Genomic DNA, 17,498 nt, shown 5'->3' with positions numbered 1-17,498 from the left:
ACTTTAAATAAATAGGAAAATTAAAAATGAAAGATATATACGTACAGTTTCGTGGCAAATACAAAATTGATGGTGAGTCGCGTGATACTGAACATAAAAACTGGCTCGAAGTTAATTCATGGTCACACAATATCCGTCAACCTAAATCAGCAACATCTTCAAGTGTTGGTGGCCATACAGCTGAACGTGTAGAACATTCAGACATGATTTTCGTAAAAGACTTAGATGCAACGAGTCCAAAATTATGGGAAGCATGTTCTGCTGGTTATACTTTTGATGAAGTTCAAATCGATTTCTATCGTGCGAATGGAGACAAACGTATTAAATATCTTCAAATTAAATTGAAACATGTTTTAGTTTCAAGTGTTACACCAAGCGTAAATGATGAAGGTGTTCCGCACGAAGCATTTGGTTTGAAATATGCTGCTGTTGAATGGACATACAACCAACAAGATATTAACGGTACGCAAAAAGGTGCTGTTACTAAGAAGTGGTCATTGTCTAATAACACTGCATCATACGCTGCATAATATTTTTAAAAGTAGGGGTTGGCGTCAGCCAGCCTCTATCATTTTGTTATTTAATATATTTGTAAATACATAAGAATGAAATGAATCTAGATCAACTTTATCCTTTTGGATTTCGAACAACTTTGTTCGATCGCATGCTACCTAACGACCAACAAGCGCAAAGTGGCTTGTCATTAAGTGAACTACGTGAATCCGTTGCATCTGATTTAGAAGATTTACTGAATAGTCGAATGGCGAATTTTGGTGAGTTAATTGAGGATTTTCCTTTGGCTAAAAAGTCAATTTTGCAATTTGGCATTATCGATTTTGTTGGTCTGTCAACTGCAAACCCAACAGATTGTGACAAAATTTGCCAATCCATTGAAAAGTCAATTGCCGCACATGAGCCTCGTTTAAAGCAAATTAAGGTTGAAATGTTGATGGAAGGCAACAATATGGGGGCGCTGTGCTTAAGTATTCAAGCATTTTTAAATATTCATCCTTTATATGAGCCAGTTGTGTTTGATGCTTTATTAAAACCGACCACACAACAATATGTTATTTCCTCTAAAAGCTAAGTGAGTTATCCGTGATTGAAGAGCTACTCCCATATTATGAAAAACAATTACAGGAATTTGCACAGCAATCGCGTGATTTTTCAAACAAATATCCAAAAATTGCACAACGCTTATCTTTAAATCAAGAACAAATTGATGATCCACATATCGAACGTCTTATCCAAGCTTTTTCTTTGGTGGCTGCACGTATTGATAAAAAGTTGGACGATAGTTATGAGGTCTTTACACGTTCTATTTATGAGGTGATGTTTCCTCAATATCTTAAGCCTTTTCCAGCAAGTTCTGTGGTGTCATTTGAAGATATCAATAAAATAAAAACATTGACTGAATTACATTTCATTCCTAGATCGACTATTTTAAAAGCGAAAAGTGTTCGTGGTGTTCAATGTGAGTATGCAACCTCATACGATACGGCGATCATGCCTATTTCCTTGCAAAATATACATTTTAAGACGCATCCAACAGCGCAAATGCATCTAAATCATAATGCGACTTTAAGTTTTGTCTTTGATATTTTCAATAAAAGCCATCGTTTACTAGAACAACAACACCTGCCTATTTACTTAGATGCTATTTCGCATTTTCCATTGCAAGTGCTCGACCATATTTTTAGAAAAGGAACGCATTTTAGTATTAAAGCAGGTCAAGAAAGTTATGATATTGCTAATCCTTTTAGCTTAATGGGTTTTGATGAGGCTGATGGAATATTACCGTTAGATCAGCATACGCATCATGCTTATCGTTTACTCATGGAATATTTTTGCTTTCCTGAAAAATTTAATTTTTTAAAACTTAATTTGAATGCTATCTCACATTTAGCTTTGGAACATTCTAGCTTTGAGTTGCAAATTCATTTTAAATTAAATTTAAATGACCAAGCTTCTATACGAAATTATTCAGAGTTAAGCACCGCTAATTTTAAATTATTTGCAACGCCAATTATCAATTTATTTAAAAAGCAGGCAGAACCACAAAAAATTAATCATAAGCGCATGGATTATCCATTGGTCACAGATGCGCATCATCCTGATTATTTTCAGGCGTATTCAATTTTAAAAATGAATATGGTCCGTGAAAAAAGTGCACAAGATGAAGTTATGCATCCTATTTTACCGTTCTTTGCGATGAGTCATTATCAGCATGATCAGGTCAAGTTTTTTTATAGCTTAAAAACTTCAGGTTTAAATAATAAATCACAAGAAATGAGTTATAGCATTATTTCTAAGTCATTGGATCCTGCGAGTACAAAATCTGATTTTATTAGTACTGAACTTTTGTGTACGAATCGTGATTTACCTTATGAAAGTTATAACAAAGACCAAAATATATTAACGCTAAATGATAGTAGTTTGGCGCGACGTGCATTAATGCTGAAACGTCCAACACAACCTTTTTATTTTGAGCAAAATAAGCAAGAACAATGGCGAATTATTTCTCAGCTTTCATTAAATAATATGTCGTTAATGAAAGGGGATTCCGTTGCTCATATTAAAGAGCTTCTAGAGTTATATAACCTACCAAAGAGTAAAGAAAATCAATTAATTATAGATGCGATTAAAGAAATCGACTTTTCACTTGCGCAAAAATTAGTGAATAGCAAACCATTTCCATTATTTGTACGTGGTGTCAAAGTAAAAATAAGCTTGGATTTAGAGGTTTTTCGTGGGTTTAGTGCCTATATTTTTAGTCAGTTGTTAAGTCATGTCTTTAATTTAAGAGTTAATTTGAACAGTTTTGTTGATGTCGAAATATTTGACGTACACACCCAACAGGAGATATACCAATGCGTGCAGAACGTTGGTGGCAAAATGCTTCTGTAATCCAAGGATTGTTTGATCAACCTCAAAGTTATGATTTTGTTCAGGCCGTACGCTTGCTTAGGCACGCACCTGTAAAAACGCAACAGCATTGGTCTTATGACTTTAACTTTCGAAGTTCTCTCAATTTAACATTTCCATTAACTGAAATTGAAAGTTTGAAGCTTGAGGATGAACAAGTCTATTTAACCAATTTAATTATTGGCCTAACGGGCATGCAAGGGGCTCTACCTTATAGCTATACCAATAAAATAAAGCTAAGTGGCCGGCATCAACGTGATGAAACTTTAAGTTTTTTATCGCTATTCAATCATAAGTTAACCGCACAATATGTTGATGCGAGTATTAACTATCAGCTACCGATCCGTTATGAAATTGAAAATGAAAATAGTTATTTAAATATTATTCATGCATTAGCAGGTTATGTCAGTGAACAGCATGCACAGCAAGAATTAGATGATTATTTTGCTGAATTTTCGGGTTTGATGCAGGGGCAAAACAATAATGCACATGCCTTAAAAACCATGTTGAACTGTATTTTTAGTCAACATTTCGATATTACAGAATTTATTTCTGAGAAATTTAATTTAGCACCTGATCAGCAAACTTGTCTGGGGGGGACGCATGATTTTATGCTGGGAATAAATACATTTTGTGGCAGTACAGTTCGTCAAATTGATGAAAAAATTGAAATTGTGATCGGGCCTTTAACACGTGAAGATTATCTAAGTTTTTTACCTCATCAAGAGCAAAGTATAAAACTAAAAAAAATTATTCAAACTTGGTGTACACCGACATTAACTGTAGATGTACGACTTATTTTAAAAAAACAAGAGATTCAGCCTTTGTGTTTGAGTGCAAATAGCCATTGCGGTTTATCTCAAGGGGCTTTTCTAATGCCTACACAACAGCAAGACAATGCTGAAACGTGTTATGCATTAATTGGTGGACAATAACAATGATTAAATTATTTCTTAGCACCTTGATTGGCTTAGTTATTTTAGTAAGTGCCTGTGTGATTTATTTTTGGCGTGATACTGCTTATGACCCATCTGCAATAGATTTAGGTCTATATTTTTTAGCTTTACCGTTAATGATCACGACTGTTATTTTTGCACCTGTCTTCATCATTAAAGCAATGAAGGCTCAAAAAGAAAAAAAGCAACTGCAAGCTGAGCAAGAAGCTTTGCGTTATGAACAACAACAAATTGATGCCTTAGAACGTGAGCGTCCAAAAGAATTACCAAGTGAGAAATTTGAACTGCATATTTATTCTGCACATTCTTGGCATAGTTTTGGTGAAAATACTGAAATCATTGACAGTATTAAAGCGTTTAAAAGTCCTGAGCTGGACCAAAAACTTATGAATAGCTATGGTTTGCCTATTTTAAGTTATCGTATTCAGGACTTAGATGATTTGATTGATTCAACCTTAGATGAGGATGATCTGCCAGTCATGAGTATGAGAGAAAAACGGATCCATTCTTTAATACGTCAGCAATTTGAACAGCATGCTGAAACTTTAGCGATGGTTTCCAATCATTTAAAGCAATCAGCATTATTTTATGATAGTGAATTGGCTTACCAATACAAAATGCATCCAGGCTGGACGCAAGAAAATTTTGTAGATGATCATGAAGATGATAAAACACCTGTACAGGAAGTGCCACGCTTAAATCGTTTTACTGTACATATTTTATTGGCTGAAAACTTAATTCACCAATGGAATGAGCAAAGTAAATTTGAACTTCAGGAAGCATTGAGCATTCAATATGCGATTTTGCCTGAGCAAATTCAGATTGAGCATCATTTTTTTAGTAGCCAAACAGCCTATAGTGAATGGACAAAATTACTCAAAGATGCCGCGAATACAGCCAATGAAGTGAAATTTTTAATTAGTGTAGATTCAGAAATTGATCAGGAATGTTTAGATGAACGCTTTTGGTTAAATGAGCAGTATATTGCCTCTGAATTTGTATCAAGTTGGTGTGTAGCGAATACATCGACAGTATTACTTGATTTACAACCGCTTACTACATTATGGTTGAGCGTGAATGAAAATAATTTTTCGAATTATTTAAAAAATAATCAATTAAATGAATTAGAGCAGTTTCAGCAAGAGCATCCCTTTGTATTGGTATTAGATGATGCGAACGATGTTAAAACAACCAAAACCTTACAGTGCGTATTTGAAGACACTGCGATAGATTTTCATCATTTTTTATATACAAAACAAAATCTTGGACATACACAAAATTTATCAAAAGTATTTGGTTTTATGCTGGGTATGCACCTGCCAGAAGAGATGATCAATATGATTTACAGTACCGAGCAAGATTCAACGTATGCTTTTTTCAAAGCTTATGAATTTGATCAGTCTGAAACAGTCATTACTCAAAATTAAGAAAGTATAAAGAGAATAACGTGAGCACATTATTTTATACCTTGCTTGGCTATGTGTGGCAGTATGTCACTAACCCCAAAGCAATGATGGCACTGTCAATATTTGTTGCTTTAATTGCAATGAATAATTCCGTACCGCCTAAGATTTTTTGGATTTTAGTCGCGATTTACATCATTGGCTTAATTATTTGGGGCATTTATGAGCTAGTTCAATATCGAAAAAATCGCCAACAAGGTGAAGAACTAGCCGAAGCTATTGCTAAAGATACAGAGTCTGAATACGGAAAACAAAAAGATAAAGAAGAATTGCAGTTAATTCATCAGCAAATGAAAGACTCAATTCAATTGATCCGTAAGTCTAAGCTTGGTGATAAAAAGGGCAATGCTGCTTTATATGAATTACCGTGGTACATGGTGATTGGCAATCCTGCAGCAGGTAAAAGTTCTGCAATTTACAATTCTGGTTTACGCTTTCCGTTTGAAGAAACACATCAAAAGATGGTGTCTTCGGGCTTAAGTGGGACACGAAATTGTGATTGGTTTTTTTCAACTGAAGGTGTATTGCTTGATACGGCGGGGCGTTATTCTGTTTATGCAGAAGACCATAATGAATGGTTAGGTTTTTTAGGCTTACTGAAAAAAAATCGTTCTAAAGCACCTGTAAATGGCCTAATTTTGGTCGTTAGTGTGGCGGAATTAGTAAGTCAAAGCCCAGAAAAAACCATTAAATTAGCAAAAAACTTGCGTGCACGAGTGCAAGATATTACCGAGCGCCTAGAAATTTTTGCACCTGTATATGTTGTTTTTTCTAAAATGGATTTGATTGCAGGATTTACTGAATTTTTTGAATGTTATGACAAAGATGAATTTGATCAAGTCTGGGGTGCAACTTTACCTTATGATCCAAATACATCAGATCAGGCGACTGAGTTATTTGAAAAACACTACGGTTTGTTATATGACGGTTTAAAGGGTGTAAGTACAACACATCTTAGTCGCCGCCATTCACAAAATATTTCGCCAAGTGTTATGACCTTTCCATTGGAATTTAAAACCTTAAAACCTGTTTTAAAAACCTTTATTGGCACATTATTTCAAGACAATCCCTATCAGTTTAAACCGGTTTTTCGTGGCTTCTATTTTACCAGTGCTTTACAAGAAGGTACGATTGAAAGCCCAATGACTGAGCAATTGGCGGAAGATTTTCACTTAATTCGTAGTGATGATACCAATTTTGGGGTACCGACCAATTCTATTTCTCAAGATCATGGTTATTTCTTAAAAGGGCTATTTTCAAATGTTATCTTAAAAGATAAAAACCTTGTAAAACAGCATATTAATCCTGCAAGAAAGCGTCAGCGCTTTATGTCATTTTTAGGCGCTTTAATTGCAGTTGCAATTATTTTGAGTGTTTGGGTGTGGTCATATCGAAATAACCAACAGTTAATTGCTGAAGTTCAAGCCGATTTAAATAAAGTCGTGCAAATGGAAAATAATGCTTCAGGAAATTTAGCAACACAAATGGATGCTTTGCTCATTCTACAAGGTCATTTACAACAACTTGATCATTTTGATGAGGATCGACCTTTAAAATACAGCTTCGGTTTGTATCAAGGCAATGCAGTGCGTGAAAAATTGAAGGCAGAATATTTGAAGGGCATCCAACAAATTGTACTTCAACCTGCACAACAGAACATGGCGCAATACTTACAACGTGTAAAAAGTAATGAAGCAACTTTGCGCGAAAATCATGTCAATGTGAAGTTAAATCAAGCTGTTCAAAGTAAGCAACCATATTTAGAACCTTCAGATACAAGCCCACAAGATGCTTATAATGCTTTAAAAGCTTATTTAATGTTAAGTAATCCTCAGTACAGAGAATCAAGTCACTTAAGTGATCAAGTAACGCGTTTTTGGCGTTCATGGTTAGACTCAAACCGCGGCCAAATGGAACGTGGTGACATGATTCAAAAAGCGGAGCAGATTTTATCTTATGCGATGACCTTGGCCAATGATCCGCAGTTTCCACGTATGGATTCTGACACACAATTGGTAGATCAAACACGACAAATCTTAATGTCAGTAAGTACAGGCATACCTGCACGAGATCGCGTATACAACGAGATTAAAATGCGTGGATCGGTTCGCTTTCCTGCACTAACGGTGAAACAAATCATTGGTGAAGCCGGTCAGTCTACAATGTTGGGTTCTTATGCCTTACCAGGGATATTTACTTATCAAGCTTGGGACAATTATGTAAAAGATGCCATCGAACAAGCGGCCAATAGCCCAACCGATTCTAAAGACTGGGTATTGAATATGAACCAATCAGATGATTTGACCTTTAGTGGCAGTCCTGAGCAAATTCGTAAACAGCTTACCGAGTTATATAAGCAAGAGTACATTGCTGAATGGCGTAAATTCTTAAATGCTACGCATTATGCAAAAGGCAACAGTTTTGCACAGCAAGTTAAAATTATTGATGTGCTTGGCGAGCCTGAAAATTCACCAATTCGTATCGTGTTGAACCGCGTTGCGCAAGAAACCAGTTGGGATAATCCAGTCGTACAAGCAGAGTTAGCTGCACCTCAAAAAGGATTTATTGCATGGTTTAAACGCAAAGTACTCAGCCGTGATGAAGCTAAAATTGCACAAAGCAATGCATCTACTGCTACACAAGGTGTGATCTCAAAAGAATTCCAAATGTTCTATCAGTTGGTGCGTAAACGTGACGATTTACAAAATAAATCCTTACTCGATGAATATATGGCAAACCTAGGTCAAGTCCGCAGTAAGTTTAATGATTTACGTAGTGCTGGTGACATAGGCCCAGCCAGTATGGCTTTGGTTAAACAAACCATTAACGACCAAACGTCGGTATTCAACATTACACAAAAATATGTTGATGAAAAAATGGCAGTGGGCTTGAAAGAAGCTGATCAACAGCAATTACAAAAACTTTTGATGGCACCATTAACACAGTCATTTGAAACTTTGGTGATTCCAGCACAAGATGAGTTAAATAAACTGTGGACGATTCAAGCTTATCAACCATTTGGCACCAATTTATCAAATAAATATCCATTTAAAGCTGGTGCAACTGTACAAGCAACAAGCAATGAAATTGGTCAAATTTTTGGTGAAAATGGCAGTATTGCACGCTTTGTAAAAGAGTATCTTGATCCACTGGTTATTCGCCGTGGTTATACCTTAACGTCTAAGACATGGAAAGATTTAGGTATTAGCTTAAATCCACAATTTGTGGCGAGCTTTCAAGCTTATGTTGCGCCAAGTAATGGTGTGGCAACGGGTGAACTAAACCAGAATTCATCAGCACCTGCAGCAACAAACCAATCTAATTTCCAATTCTACCCACAAGAAAATACGCAATTATTGTCTTATACCGTGGAAATTGATGGACAGCGCATGGTGTTTGAAAACGGGGTACAACAGTGGGTGAACTTCATTTGGCCAAATAAGGGCGCGATTCCAGGCGCACGTATTACAGCCATAGATTTAGAAGGCAAAACACATACGATTGTTGATGAACCTGGTGAATATGGTATTAACCGTTTAATTGAAGGGGCAACACGAACACAGTCGGGGAATACCTTTGAAATGTTGTGGCGTAGTAAAGAAGATCCAAAACTGTTTGTAAAAATGAATTTCCGCCTCATTAGTGGTAGCGGAACAGCTGGCATAGGTTCAAATCAGGGCTATAACGGAATGATTTTGGCCGATAAAGTTGTTACGAGTAAAGCAGTGCGTGTTGTGGCAGCACAAACAATAAATACAACACAAGCACCAGTAGCGGCATCTGCACCATCACCAGTACCGCAAGGTCAAACTGGGAGCGCGCCATGATGTATCTAAAATATGTAAACATGGATGTTTGAAGGGGAAAATAGCATGTACGAAGTCAAAACGACCCCTTTGTATTATGGAAAATGCCCAGCCCGAGGTGACTTTTTAAAGACACGCGGGCAGTATTCTCTCATACAATTGATCGATCAATGGATGACTGAAGCGCTTGAACATGCCATGCAAAATCAAGCGTTTCAGGAAAAATATGCGAACCTACCATCGTTGGACTTTTTTATTGCTAGTCCACAAGATAAAAGGTTTTTAGTTGCTAACTTAATTAGTAGTGAAGACAGTTCTGGTCGTCAATTTCCTATGGTGCTATGTCATCTGTTAGAAATTGATGATCCACAGGACAATATTCAATATGCACCATACCGTTATAAACAAACGCTCATTGATTTATATCAACGTAATCGAATTATGCGTTCTATTCGAGATCCAGATATTTTATTGGATAAATTGAGTAAATTAAGTGATGACATTCAAATTTTTGGTACAGATGAAACGGCTTCATTCTATGAACATCATACGGTACATTCGTTCGCCAAATTATTGCATTTAAGTACAGAGCAATTGGCTCAAAGCATGATTGCTCTGGGTTTACTATTACAACCTGTAATAAAACAAGGGACCTCGAAACTAAATAAAGTTCTGATTTTACCTATTAATAATATTAGTTATTGCTATGAAATTGCAGCTTTTTGGGTCAATTTGATCAGCAGGTTTGTGGCAAAGCAAAATGCCGAGCTACTCATTGGCATTTTACATAGCGATGCGCCTGTACTGTTATTTGGTTTCCAAGGTGCTGATATTCGTGCATTAAGTGATATATTCACACAAAATATGCAAAGTGATCATTGGGTGTCGTTAACAGCTACTGAATGGATCGAGCCATATTTAGAGCAAAATGCTGGTTTAGCAACCTTGGAGCAAGGTTTGTGTGAGCGTCAAATGAGTTTGGCTCAAGCATTTAAGTTATTTAGACAAACTTTCATTGAAGTCTAGTGATCACAAAAAAGACCAAATTATGGGCATACTCTCATGAAGATAAATTCTAAAGTAATGGAAAACAATAAATTAATTAGGCAATGGTTGATGCTTATATCTACTTTAAGCCTCAGTTTTATAGCATTTGCACAAGAACCGATTATTGTGGAAGGCGCTGTACCAAATGAGATGGCCAAGCAGGAAATCTTAAATAAACTGTATACCACCTATGGGCGTGAAAATGTCGTCGATAAGATTCAAGTTAAGATGGTCACCGCGCCAAACGGGTGGAGTAGTAATGTCAGTGCCACCATTAATGATGATCTAAAAAAAGTGAAACAAGGTAGTTTAACTGTACGTGGTACACAGGTGAATTTAACAGGGAAAGTCACGAACCCCAATGATATACAGCCAGCAGCACAACGCTTACAAAGTTTAGTACCCAATTATAAAGTAAATGCTCAGTTGAGCGTAAATGCAGCTGAACAACAAATTATTGATGCAACACTCAAAAATCGAATTATTGAGTTTGAATCGGGCAGTGCTGTTTTAGCACCGTCAGGTACTCAAATTTTAGATGAAATGGCTGTAGCCTTAAATAAAGTGGGTGGAAAAAAGGTCAAAATTATTGGCCATACTGATAGTTCTGGAGATCCTGCTAAAAATTTAAGCTTAAGCCAAGAAAGAGCTGTTGCGGTTAAAAACTACCTTGTTGGTAAAAACATTAATGCAGACAGTATGTCAACAGAAGGTTTGGGTTCGAATAAACCTGTTGCAGATAATACAACGCCTGAAGGCCGTAAGAAAAATCGTCGTATAGAATTTGAAGTACTATAAATTTCATACTTTATTCGAATTAAAAAACCGTTCTAAAAACGGTTTTTTAAACAATTATGTAATGACATTTAAATTGCATTGTCATTATTTTGTAGATTTAAAGGTGACAAACATGAGGTTAATCTTGAATTCTGCGCCACGGTCGCGCAGATTCAATTTGGTATGCCAGCTCTATAAGTGTTTTTTCATCACCTAAATTGGCAGAAAATTGCATACCGATAGGCAAGTGGTATTCTTGAGTATAACTCATAGGCAATGAAATGGCTGGTGCACCTGCGATGTTTTGAATCGGGGTAAATGTTACATAATTTTGAATACGCTGAAATAGTTCATCAAACTCTAATTGCGGGGAAATATAGCCGAGTTTTGGCGTTGTATGTGCGAGTACAGGTGAAAGTAAGACATCATAATGTTGGAAAATTTGTTGGTATTGGCTTTGTATTTGTTTTAATCGATAGATAAATAAAGGTGTTTTATAAAAATTACTTTTATAGAGTTGGGCTAAACCACAGGTTAAATGATCTAATTTTTGGCGTTCAAAATCACTTCCAAATAGTCTATTACCAAAAGTAAGTAACATAAAAGAAAGTAAGCCCCAGTAATGACTAAAGTCATCTACAAAGTTTTGAGTAAAGGGCAGTTGATAATATTCAACATGATGGCCAAGAGATTCCAATAACTGAGCCGTTTCTTCTAAGCTTACCGTAGTTTCTAAATCAACATTGCCAGTAATTGATTGCTGTATAACACCAATGCGAAGCTTTCTATTTGTACTGTGCTCAATCTTTCCAATTTTAGGAAGTTTTGGATTCACATAACGTTGTTCCATGCCTGCAAAGAAATGTGCAGTATCCCGAACACTGCGTGTAACAACGCCTTCAGAAATAATATTAATTGGTAACATGCTGGCAGCATCACTATTATAAGTGCGACCACGTGTTGGTTTTAAGCCAATTAAACCACTGCAAGCTGCTGGAATTCTGATGGATCCACCACCATCATTTGCATGTGCAATAGGCACAACACCAGAGGCAACTAATGCTGCTGAGCCACCAGATGATGCACCACATGAATAATCTGTATGCCATGGGTTTTTTGTTGCGGAACCATCTTGGTATTCTGTGGTTGCATTTAAGCCAAATTCAGGCAAATTACTTTTACCTAAAACAATAAAACCTTGATCTAAAATCTGTTGACTAATTTTAGGGTGTTTTTTTACAGCTGTACTATGGATTGCTTGAGAACCATGATGTGTAGGTAATCCTATGAAGTCTGTATTGTCTTTAAAGAAAAAAGGAACACCTGAAAAAATGCCTGTTGATGATTGATTTGAATTAATATTCTCTAATGCATTGTCAAAACGCTCTGATGCAATTGCATTAAGTTCTGGATTTACTTTTTTTGCGCGTAAAATAGATGCTTGAATAACTTCTTTTGAAGAAATTTCTTTATTTTTAATCAGTTGAGCAATTTTTACAGCATCAAAATCTTCTAAAACATCATTAGTGAAGCTGTGTACACGTTTAATTTGTGTATTTTGCATTATAAGTCCTTATTTTTTAATATTTTAAATCCATTTTTATACTTTGACATAATGTATTGTCAAGTTGATTATATGCTGTGAAGGAAAAATAGGCAATGTAGTCAAATATGGTCAGCTTGATTAACTGACTCTATTTATAGGGAAAATTGCTACATGTAAGAGTAAAATTTTAAGACTATGGATCTTTACTTTATATAAGGGCATCAAATTATAAAGCTGTTAAAAACAACTATGCATTTTTAAAAGTAGAGGTTCAACATACTTAAAGAATCTAATGATAATTTTATGGAATTAGAATTTTACTTGCATAAATAGATAAATATTGAAAACTTCAATGTTGAAGCTCTATACATAATTTGTGAACCGTATTGGTACATTAGAGATTTTATCTACGGCTAAGTTAAAAGTTCTATTATTTGTGAGGAATATAGTGAAAGTTGATATTAGCTTGATAGTGATATGATTGCTATTCACCAATTAAAATGTCTATGCGATAAACCATTTAAAATGTCCTGTTTTTAACTGCAAGAGTCAAGAACAGGATTTAAATATCTTTGTTCAATAACAGCTTTCTGAGCTTTACGACTCGGCATACTTTTCTTGAGACGGGAACGTTTATTCTGTTTCTCCAACTCCTCATGTTGCTGCTGGATATGGGCCAGAACCGAGCCTAATCTTTTATTCTCAACCACTGCATTTTGCTGCAGTCCAGCCAGTTTATTGAAGACGCTATAGTTGATCTTCCGTCCTTCATGCATGATTGCCACAGTACCATCCGGGTACTCCAGAAATGAAATGTATAGCCCAACAAGCTTATGATTCAGCTCTGTCGGTTCAAGCATATAAATACACTTGTCATAGGTCAGGGTCAGATTCTTGGTGACCTTACGCGGTTCCTGCCAGGTAAAAATATCATCCAGTTCAAGATCAGATTCGCTTAATGGCCGATGCAGGTTCTTTGAGTTTCGCGCACATTTGGCGAACTTCTGATTGAACTGCTCAATAAAGCAGGGTAACCATATATTGGCCTCTGCAATCGAACCGATGCCTTCCAGGCGCATCTCCTTGATCAGACGATCCTGAAGTGTCCTGTTGGCACGTTCCACACGACCTTTGGCCTGTGGTGAGTTGGCAAAGATAATATCAATGTTTAACTCATTCAGAATCCGGCCAAATTGCGTGATCTGGCTGTCCTGACTGGATTTCTGGTTCACTCTGAATACCGAATGTTTGTCGCTGTAAAAGGCCAGCGGCTTACCGTATTGCTCAATGTAGGCTCGGGTGGAAAGCATATAGTCAAAGGTGGTTTCAGCCTCACAAAAGCGCAGATGCAACAGCTTTCCAGTGGCATCATCGATATAAACCAACAAGCAGCATTTGGCTGCTCGTCCTTCAAACCAGTCGTGATATGAGCCATCAATTTGGATCAGTTCACCGAAGCAATCCCGGTTATAACGTGGCTGATATGGACGCTTCAGGCGCTTGGATCGCGGAATCCACAGGTCATTGGCCGTCATCCAGCGCCGAAGCGTTTCTACCGGGATATTCAGGTCAAACATGCTGCTGAGCTTCTCATGCGCCAAGGTGGGTCCAAAGCCCAGCAAATGTTCAGCAATAATGGAAAGGCACTTTGATTTTAACAAGTCATCATGGCGACGATGGCCAGGTTGACCACGACTGGCATGTGCCATACCTGAGACACCATCTTGATTGAGCTTCTGCAATAACCGGGTAATTTGACGGGTGGAAAGATTTAGGATTTCAGCAGCACGGACCTGGGTAATACGATGATCTCGAACGTCTTGCAGAACTGCAAGCCGTTGAATTTCTTTGTCAGACATAGTGATCAGCATCTATATTTATATCCAGTCCATGGTGATAAAAACCATCATAAACTAGACATTTTTATTGGTGAGAATATAGACACTTTAAATGGGTTCTAACAATATTATTTCGTATAATGTATATTATGTTAAATGATTTATACCTGACAATAACTTCATAACACAGTCATGGTTCAATCTTATAGTTCTACTGCAGCGATAAATACTTCCAGCGGTGCATTTCCTGCACCTGACGCCATACCTGTGCTGGCATTAATACAGGTACAGCCATGTTCTATAGAGCGCAATACTATTCGCCATGTCTAAACTTAGATTGTGGTGCGCATGCATGCCCGTTTCAGTCTTTGGCTTGATTACATCTTTCATGGATTTTTGCAGTTTTAGATTTGTAGGTTAGATCTCAGTTTTTATTCATAGTTCATGAACTTCAATTTTTAAAGCATATTGTATTTTAAATAAGTTTTTGAAAAAAAATATATTATTAAATTAATTGTGAAGTGTATTTCAAGTGAACATAAGTTAAATCTACACTTAAGGATAACTTGATCTCATTCTTACTGAAACGAAATTCAATAACTTATGAGATTTCTATTTTATGCCAATTTTTATTAAATTACATAAAATATATTAGCTATATAGCTAATAATTGATAAATAATATAATATGTTAGCTATATGGCTACTTTTGTGGTGAAATTTCTATGGCAAGTAGAGCAGAAATTGGGAAAAAAGTTCGTATCGAACGAAAAGCCCTCGGTCATACACAGCAAGAATTATCAGAATTGACTCGAATCAACAAAACCACAATCTCAGAGATTGAGAATGGTCGATTTACAGGTTCGTATGACATATTTGAGCGTGTACTTGATGCAGTAGGTTTACAGTTTGAAGTATTTCCAAAGCAACATTCACTCCCTCACTGGGATGAAATTGAAAATATGTTTGTGGATGATAGCGAATGAGTACGCCAACAAAACTTCCTGCCAAAATCACGAATATTAAGGTATGTGCTAATCAAGCTGAATTAGGCGTATTGACATATGGTTCAGTGCACCACTATCAGCCAACACAGGAAAAACAGCATGTATCACTCACGATGACTCGTAAAGGCATGGATGGTTTTTCTTCTGGTGCACTTCACCCAATATTTGCTCAGAACTTGCCTGAGGGTTTTAATCGACGATTCATTGCTGAAAAACTTGCCAGATATGCCAAAGTTAATGACATGTATTTATTGGCACTGCAAGGTAGTCAAGGAATTGGAATGCTCTCTTATAAAAGTGAGCTAGATTTACCCGAAACAGATTCTTTGAGTTTGAGTGAAATCCTATCTTACCAAAGTCATGAACCCCTTTTTCCACAGCTATTGGAAAAATATTATCTCAGAAATTCTCTGGCTGGTATGCAACCCAAGGTGAGCATACCAAATGCAAAAACTGTTCAAACAGATAGAACAGTTCAACAAAAGGATCTAATCGTAAAGTCGTTTGATTCAGAATTTCCATTACTAACCGTTAATGAATTTGTCTGTATGCAGGCTGCACGACAGTGTGGACTTAAGCCACCACACACTTACTTGTCTGAAAATTTAGAAACATATGTTGTAGAACGGTTTGATAAATCCAGTGATGGTACAAAACTAGGCTATGAAGATTTTACGACGCTCATGAAAAAGTCAAATGACCCAGATGCAAAATACTCAGGGAGCTATGAAACACTTTTGAAAGCGACATATCTTTATACTGGTAGTGTAGCTGAAGTTGAAAAAATGTATAAGTACATTGTATTTAATTGCTTAGTAGGAAATGGTGATGCGCATCTGAAAAACTTTGCTCTACAGTATTCCCCGGATATGAAAAACATTTTTGTTTCACCGCCATTTGATATTACGCATACACTTATATACGAATCAATTGATAATAAAATGGCGCTTAAACTCGCTGGAAGCAAAGCATTTCCTGAACTATCTCATCTCTTAAAATTAGCTGAAAGCGAGCATTTTAGAATTAGAAATCCAAGAGAAATCATAGAATCTTTTAGCGAAAATATATTAGATTATCTCCAAGTATCTAATGAGGTACAGCTATTTGATGGATTGCGGACATCTATAGAACAATCAATCTCAAATATTATGAAATCAAGCTCTGATTCAAAAAATTATCGACATGACAGAAAGAAGAAATTTGAATAGTTATATTAAATATGTAATTCATACACATCTATACAAGCAATGGGTCGTTGTTCTCATACGTCCATAAATACCTTCCTATCCATGGCACTTTCTGAGAAAAGTGAATTTTGAAATTGTGGTAATTTTTTTGAGTTTTATATTCTAAGCGTTAGGTCGTCATTGCCAATTCTTCTTAAAAAGTCAGCTCAACGTTATTAATTTAATATTGTTGAGCTCAGGTCATACATCTTCTTTGAAATAAAGATAAAAAAGAAAATTTAAATTTTATATGCTCGCATTAAAACATCAACTGCCCTTTCCGTTGCCGCTTCGATCCATTCTGCAGTGATGATATTTTCTAAATCAAAAGTAAAGATCTGACTAAATTCAGCATCCACTAATGCACGAAAATGTGCCTCAACGACACGTGGTTCAGCCTTCATCAAAATACCATCATTCATCGCTTTTTGAAAAACAGCGCACATCATACGTTCACCAAGCTTTGGGCCTTTTTCATAACACAACTGCCCAAGATTTTTATTCGATGCATTTGCTACCAGCATACGGCGTGTAGCAATAATATTTTTTGAATATGATACTGTAATCATTTGTTTTGCAATTATTTTTAATGCTACTGACAGTTCGTGCTTTTCAAATAAATCAAATAGTGGCGCGCCATGCTGCTGTTCCATTTCATACATCATAACATCTAAAAATAATTCTTCTTTAGATGGGAAATAATTATAAAGTGTGGCTTTGGATACGCCAGATTCATCACGGATCATATCCATGCTAGTCGAGCTATAACCTTGTTTTTTAAAGGCAGATAAAGCAGCTTTTAAAATTTTTTGCTTGGTTATTTCACTCTTTGCTCTAGCCATTCAGCCACCCCTTAAGTAATTTCAAAGCGTAGTCTAAGTTTGACAGTGTTAAACTGTCAAACTAAA

General features: G+C 36.3%; 13 protein-coding genes and 1 pseudogene. 10 read left to right on the top strand and 4 right to left on the bottom strand.

Annotated features, from left to right (window positions below; all coding sequences use genetic code 11):
• Positions 1 to 26: 26 nt before the first annotated feature.
• The 8 genes from C9E88_RS08655 (at position 27) to C9E88_RS08620 (ending at position 10,995) form a co-directional block, all read left to right on the top strand.
• Complete coding sequence (locus C9E88_RS08655; RefSeq protein ID WP_106986321.1) at positions 27 to 530, top strand: Hcp family type VI secretion system effector; 504 nt, start codon at positions 27 to 29, stop codon at positions 528 to 530.
• 80 nt (positions 531 to 610) lie between these two features.
• Complete coding sequence (tssE, locus tag C9E88_RS08650) at positions 611 to 1,087, top strand: type VI secretion system baseplate subunit TssE (protein ID WP_106986320.1); 477 nt, start codon at positions 611 to 613, stop codon at positions 1,085 to 1,087.
• Positions 1,088 to 1,098: 11 nt separating this feature from the next.
• On the top strand, positions 1,099 to 2,907 hold the full coding sequence (tssF, locus tag C9E88_RS08645; RefSeq protein ID WP_106986319.1) for a type VI secretion system baseplate subunit TssF: 1,809 nt from the start codon (positions 1,099 to 1,101) through the stop codon (positions 2,905 to 2,907).
• Positions 2,871 to 3,860 (top strand): type VI secretion system baseplate subunit TssG, encoded by a 990-nt coding sequence (tssG, locus tag C9E88_RS08640; protein WP_106986318.1) that lies wholly within the window; start codon positions 2,871 to 2,873, stop codon positions 3,858 to 3,860. The genes tssF and tssG overlap by 37 nt, the downstream gene beginning before the upstream one ends.
• A 2-nt stretch (positions 3,861 to 3,862) precedes the next feature.
• Positions 3,863 to 5,308, top strand: coding sequence for a hypothetical protein (locus tag C9E88_RS08635; protein WP_106986317.1), 1,446 nt, complete (start codon positions 3,863 to 3,865; stop codon positions 5,306 to 5,308).
• 20 nt (positions 5,309 to 5,328) lie between these two features.
• The gene (tssM, locus tag C9E88_RS08630) at positions 5,329 to 9,171 is read left to right on the top strand and encodes a type VI secretion system membrane subunit TssM (protein WP_106986316.1); all 3,843 of its coding nucleotides are present in this window, start codon (positions 5,329 to 5,331) and stop codon (positions 9,169 to 9,171) included.
• Positions 9,172 to 9,216: 45 nt separating this feature from the next.
• The gene (gene tagF, locus C9E88_RS08625; RefSeq protein ID WP_106986348.1) at positions 9,217 to 10,176 is read left to right on the top strand and encodes a type VI secretion system-associated protein TagF; all 960 of its coding nucleotides are present in this window, start codon (positions 9,217 to 9,219) and stop codon (positions 10,174 to 10,176) included.
• A gap of 36 nt (positions 10,177 to 10,212) precedes the next feature.
• A complete protein-coding gene (locus C9E88_RS08620) occupies positions 10,213 to 10,995 on the top strand; it encodes an OmpA family protein (protein WP_106986315.1) in 783 nt (260 codons plus the stop codon).
• Positions 10,996 to 11,113: 118 nt separating this feature from the next.
• Here C9E88_RS08620 and C9E88_RS08615 read toward each other — a convergent pair whose 3' ends face one another.
• From C9E88_RS08615 to C9E88_RS17820, 3 genes and pseudogenes are all read right to left on the bottom strand, one after another.
• Entirely contained in the window at positions 11,114 to 12,538 is a 1,425-nt protein-coding gene (locus C9E88_RS08615; protein WP_106986314.1) for an amidase, read from the bottom strand.
• Between the two features lie 518 nt (positions 12,539 to 13,056).
• Positions 13,057 to 14,391, bottom strand: coding sequence for an ISNCY family transposase (locus C9E88_RS08610; protein WP_137287915.1), 1,335 nt, complete (start codon positions 14,389 to 14,391; stop codon positions 13,057 to 13,059).
• Between the two features lie 176 nt (positions 14,392 to 14,567).
• Positions 14,568 to 14,754: pseudogene (locus C9E88_RS17820) on the bottom strand (4-hydroxy-2-oxovalerate aldolase); the annotation flags it as partial.
• A gap of 328 nt (positions 14,755 to 15,082) precedes the next feature.
• Here C9E88_RS17820 and C9E88_RS08600 point away from each other — a divergent pair.
• Both C9E88_RS08600 and C9E88_RS08595 read left to right on the top strand, forming a co-directional pair.
• Positions 15,083 to 15,343, top strand: coding sequence for a helix-turn-helix domain-containing protein (locus C9E88_RS08600; RefSeq protein ID WP_106984310.1), 261 nt, complete (start codon positions 15,083 to 15,085; stop codon positions 15,341 to 15,343).
• Complete coding sequence (locus C9E88_RS08595; protein WP_106984311.1) at positions 15,340 to 16,572, top strand: type II toxin-antitoxin system HipA family toxin; 1,233 nt, start codon at positions 15,340 to 15,342, stop codon at positions 16,570 to 16,572. The genes C9E88_RS08600 and C9E88_RS08595 overlap by 4 nt, the downstream gene beginning before the upstream one ends.
• A gap of 257 nt (positions 16,573 to 16,829) precedes the next feature.
• Here C9E88_RS08595 and C9E88_RS08590 read toward each other — a convergent pair whose 3' ends face one another.
• Positions 16,830 to 17,432 (bottom strand): TetR/AcrR family transcriptional regulator, encoded by a 603-nt coding sequence (locus tag C9E88_RS08590; RefSeq protein WP_106984312.1) that lies wholly within the window; start codon positions 17,430 to 17,432, stop codon positions 16,830 to 16,832.
• Between the last annotated feature and the right edge of the window lie 66 nt (positions 17,433 to 17,498).

Source organism: Acinetobacter cumulans (assembly GCF_003024525.3).
In the GTDB taxonomy this organism is placed as follows: Bacteria; Pseudomonadota; Gammaproteobacteria; order Pseudomonadales; family Moraxellaceae; genus Acinetobacter; species Acinetobacter cumulans.
The sequence above is the reverse complement of the archived record's forward strand: the minus strand, read 5'-3'. Positions and strand labels throughout refer to the sequence as shown.

Excerpts from the sequence above, each read along its gene's own strand:
- C9E88_RS08655 (WP_106986321.1), top strand. The coding sequence starts at position 27 with ATGAAAGATATATACGTACAGTTTCGTGGCAAATACAAAATTGATGGT.
- tssE (WP_106986320.1), top strand. The coding sequence starts at position 611 with ATGAATCTAGATCAACTTTATCCTTTTGGATTTCGAACAACTTTGTTC.
- tssG (WP_106986318.1), top strand. The coding sequence starts at position 2,871 with ATGCGTGCAGAACGTTGGTGGCAAAATGCTTCTGTAATCCAAGGATTG.
- C9E88_RS08635 (WP_106986317.1), top strand. The coding sequence starts at position 3,863 with ATGATTAAATTATTTCTTAGCACCTTGATTGGCTTAGTTATTTTAGTA.
- tagF (WP_106986348.1), top strand. The coding sequence starts at position 9,217 with ATGTACGAAGTCAAAACGACCCCTTTGTATTATGGAAAATGCCCAGCC.
- C9E88_RS08620 (WP_106986315.1), top strand. The coding sequence starts at position 10,213 with ATGAAGATAAATTCTAAAGTAATGGAAAACAATAAATTAATTAGGCAA.
- C9E88_RS08615 (WP_106986314.1), bottom strand. The coding sequence starts at position 12,538 with ATGCAAAATACACAAATTAAACGTGTACACAGCTTCACTAATGATGTT.
- C9E88_RS08610 (WP_137287915.1), bottom strand. The coding sequence starts at position 14,391 with ATGCTGATCACTATGTCTGACAAAGAAATTCAACGGCTTGCAGTTCTG.
- C9E88_RS08600 (WP_106984310.1), top strand. The coding sequence starts at position 15,083 with ATGGCAAGTAGAGCAGAAATTGGGAAAAAAGTTCGTATCGAACGAAAA.
- C9E88_RS08595 (WP_106984311.1), top strand. The coding sequence starts at position 15,340 with ATGAGTACGCCAACAAAACTTCCTGCCAAAATCACGAATATTAAGGTA.
- C9E88_RS08590 (WP_106984312.1), bottom strand. The coding sequence starts at position 17,432 with ATGGCTAGAGCAAAGAGTGAAATAACCAAGCAAAAAATTTTAAAAGCT.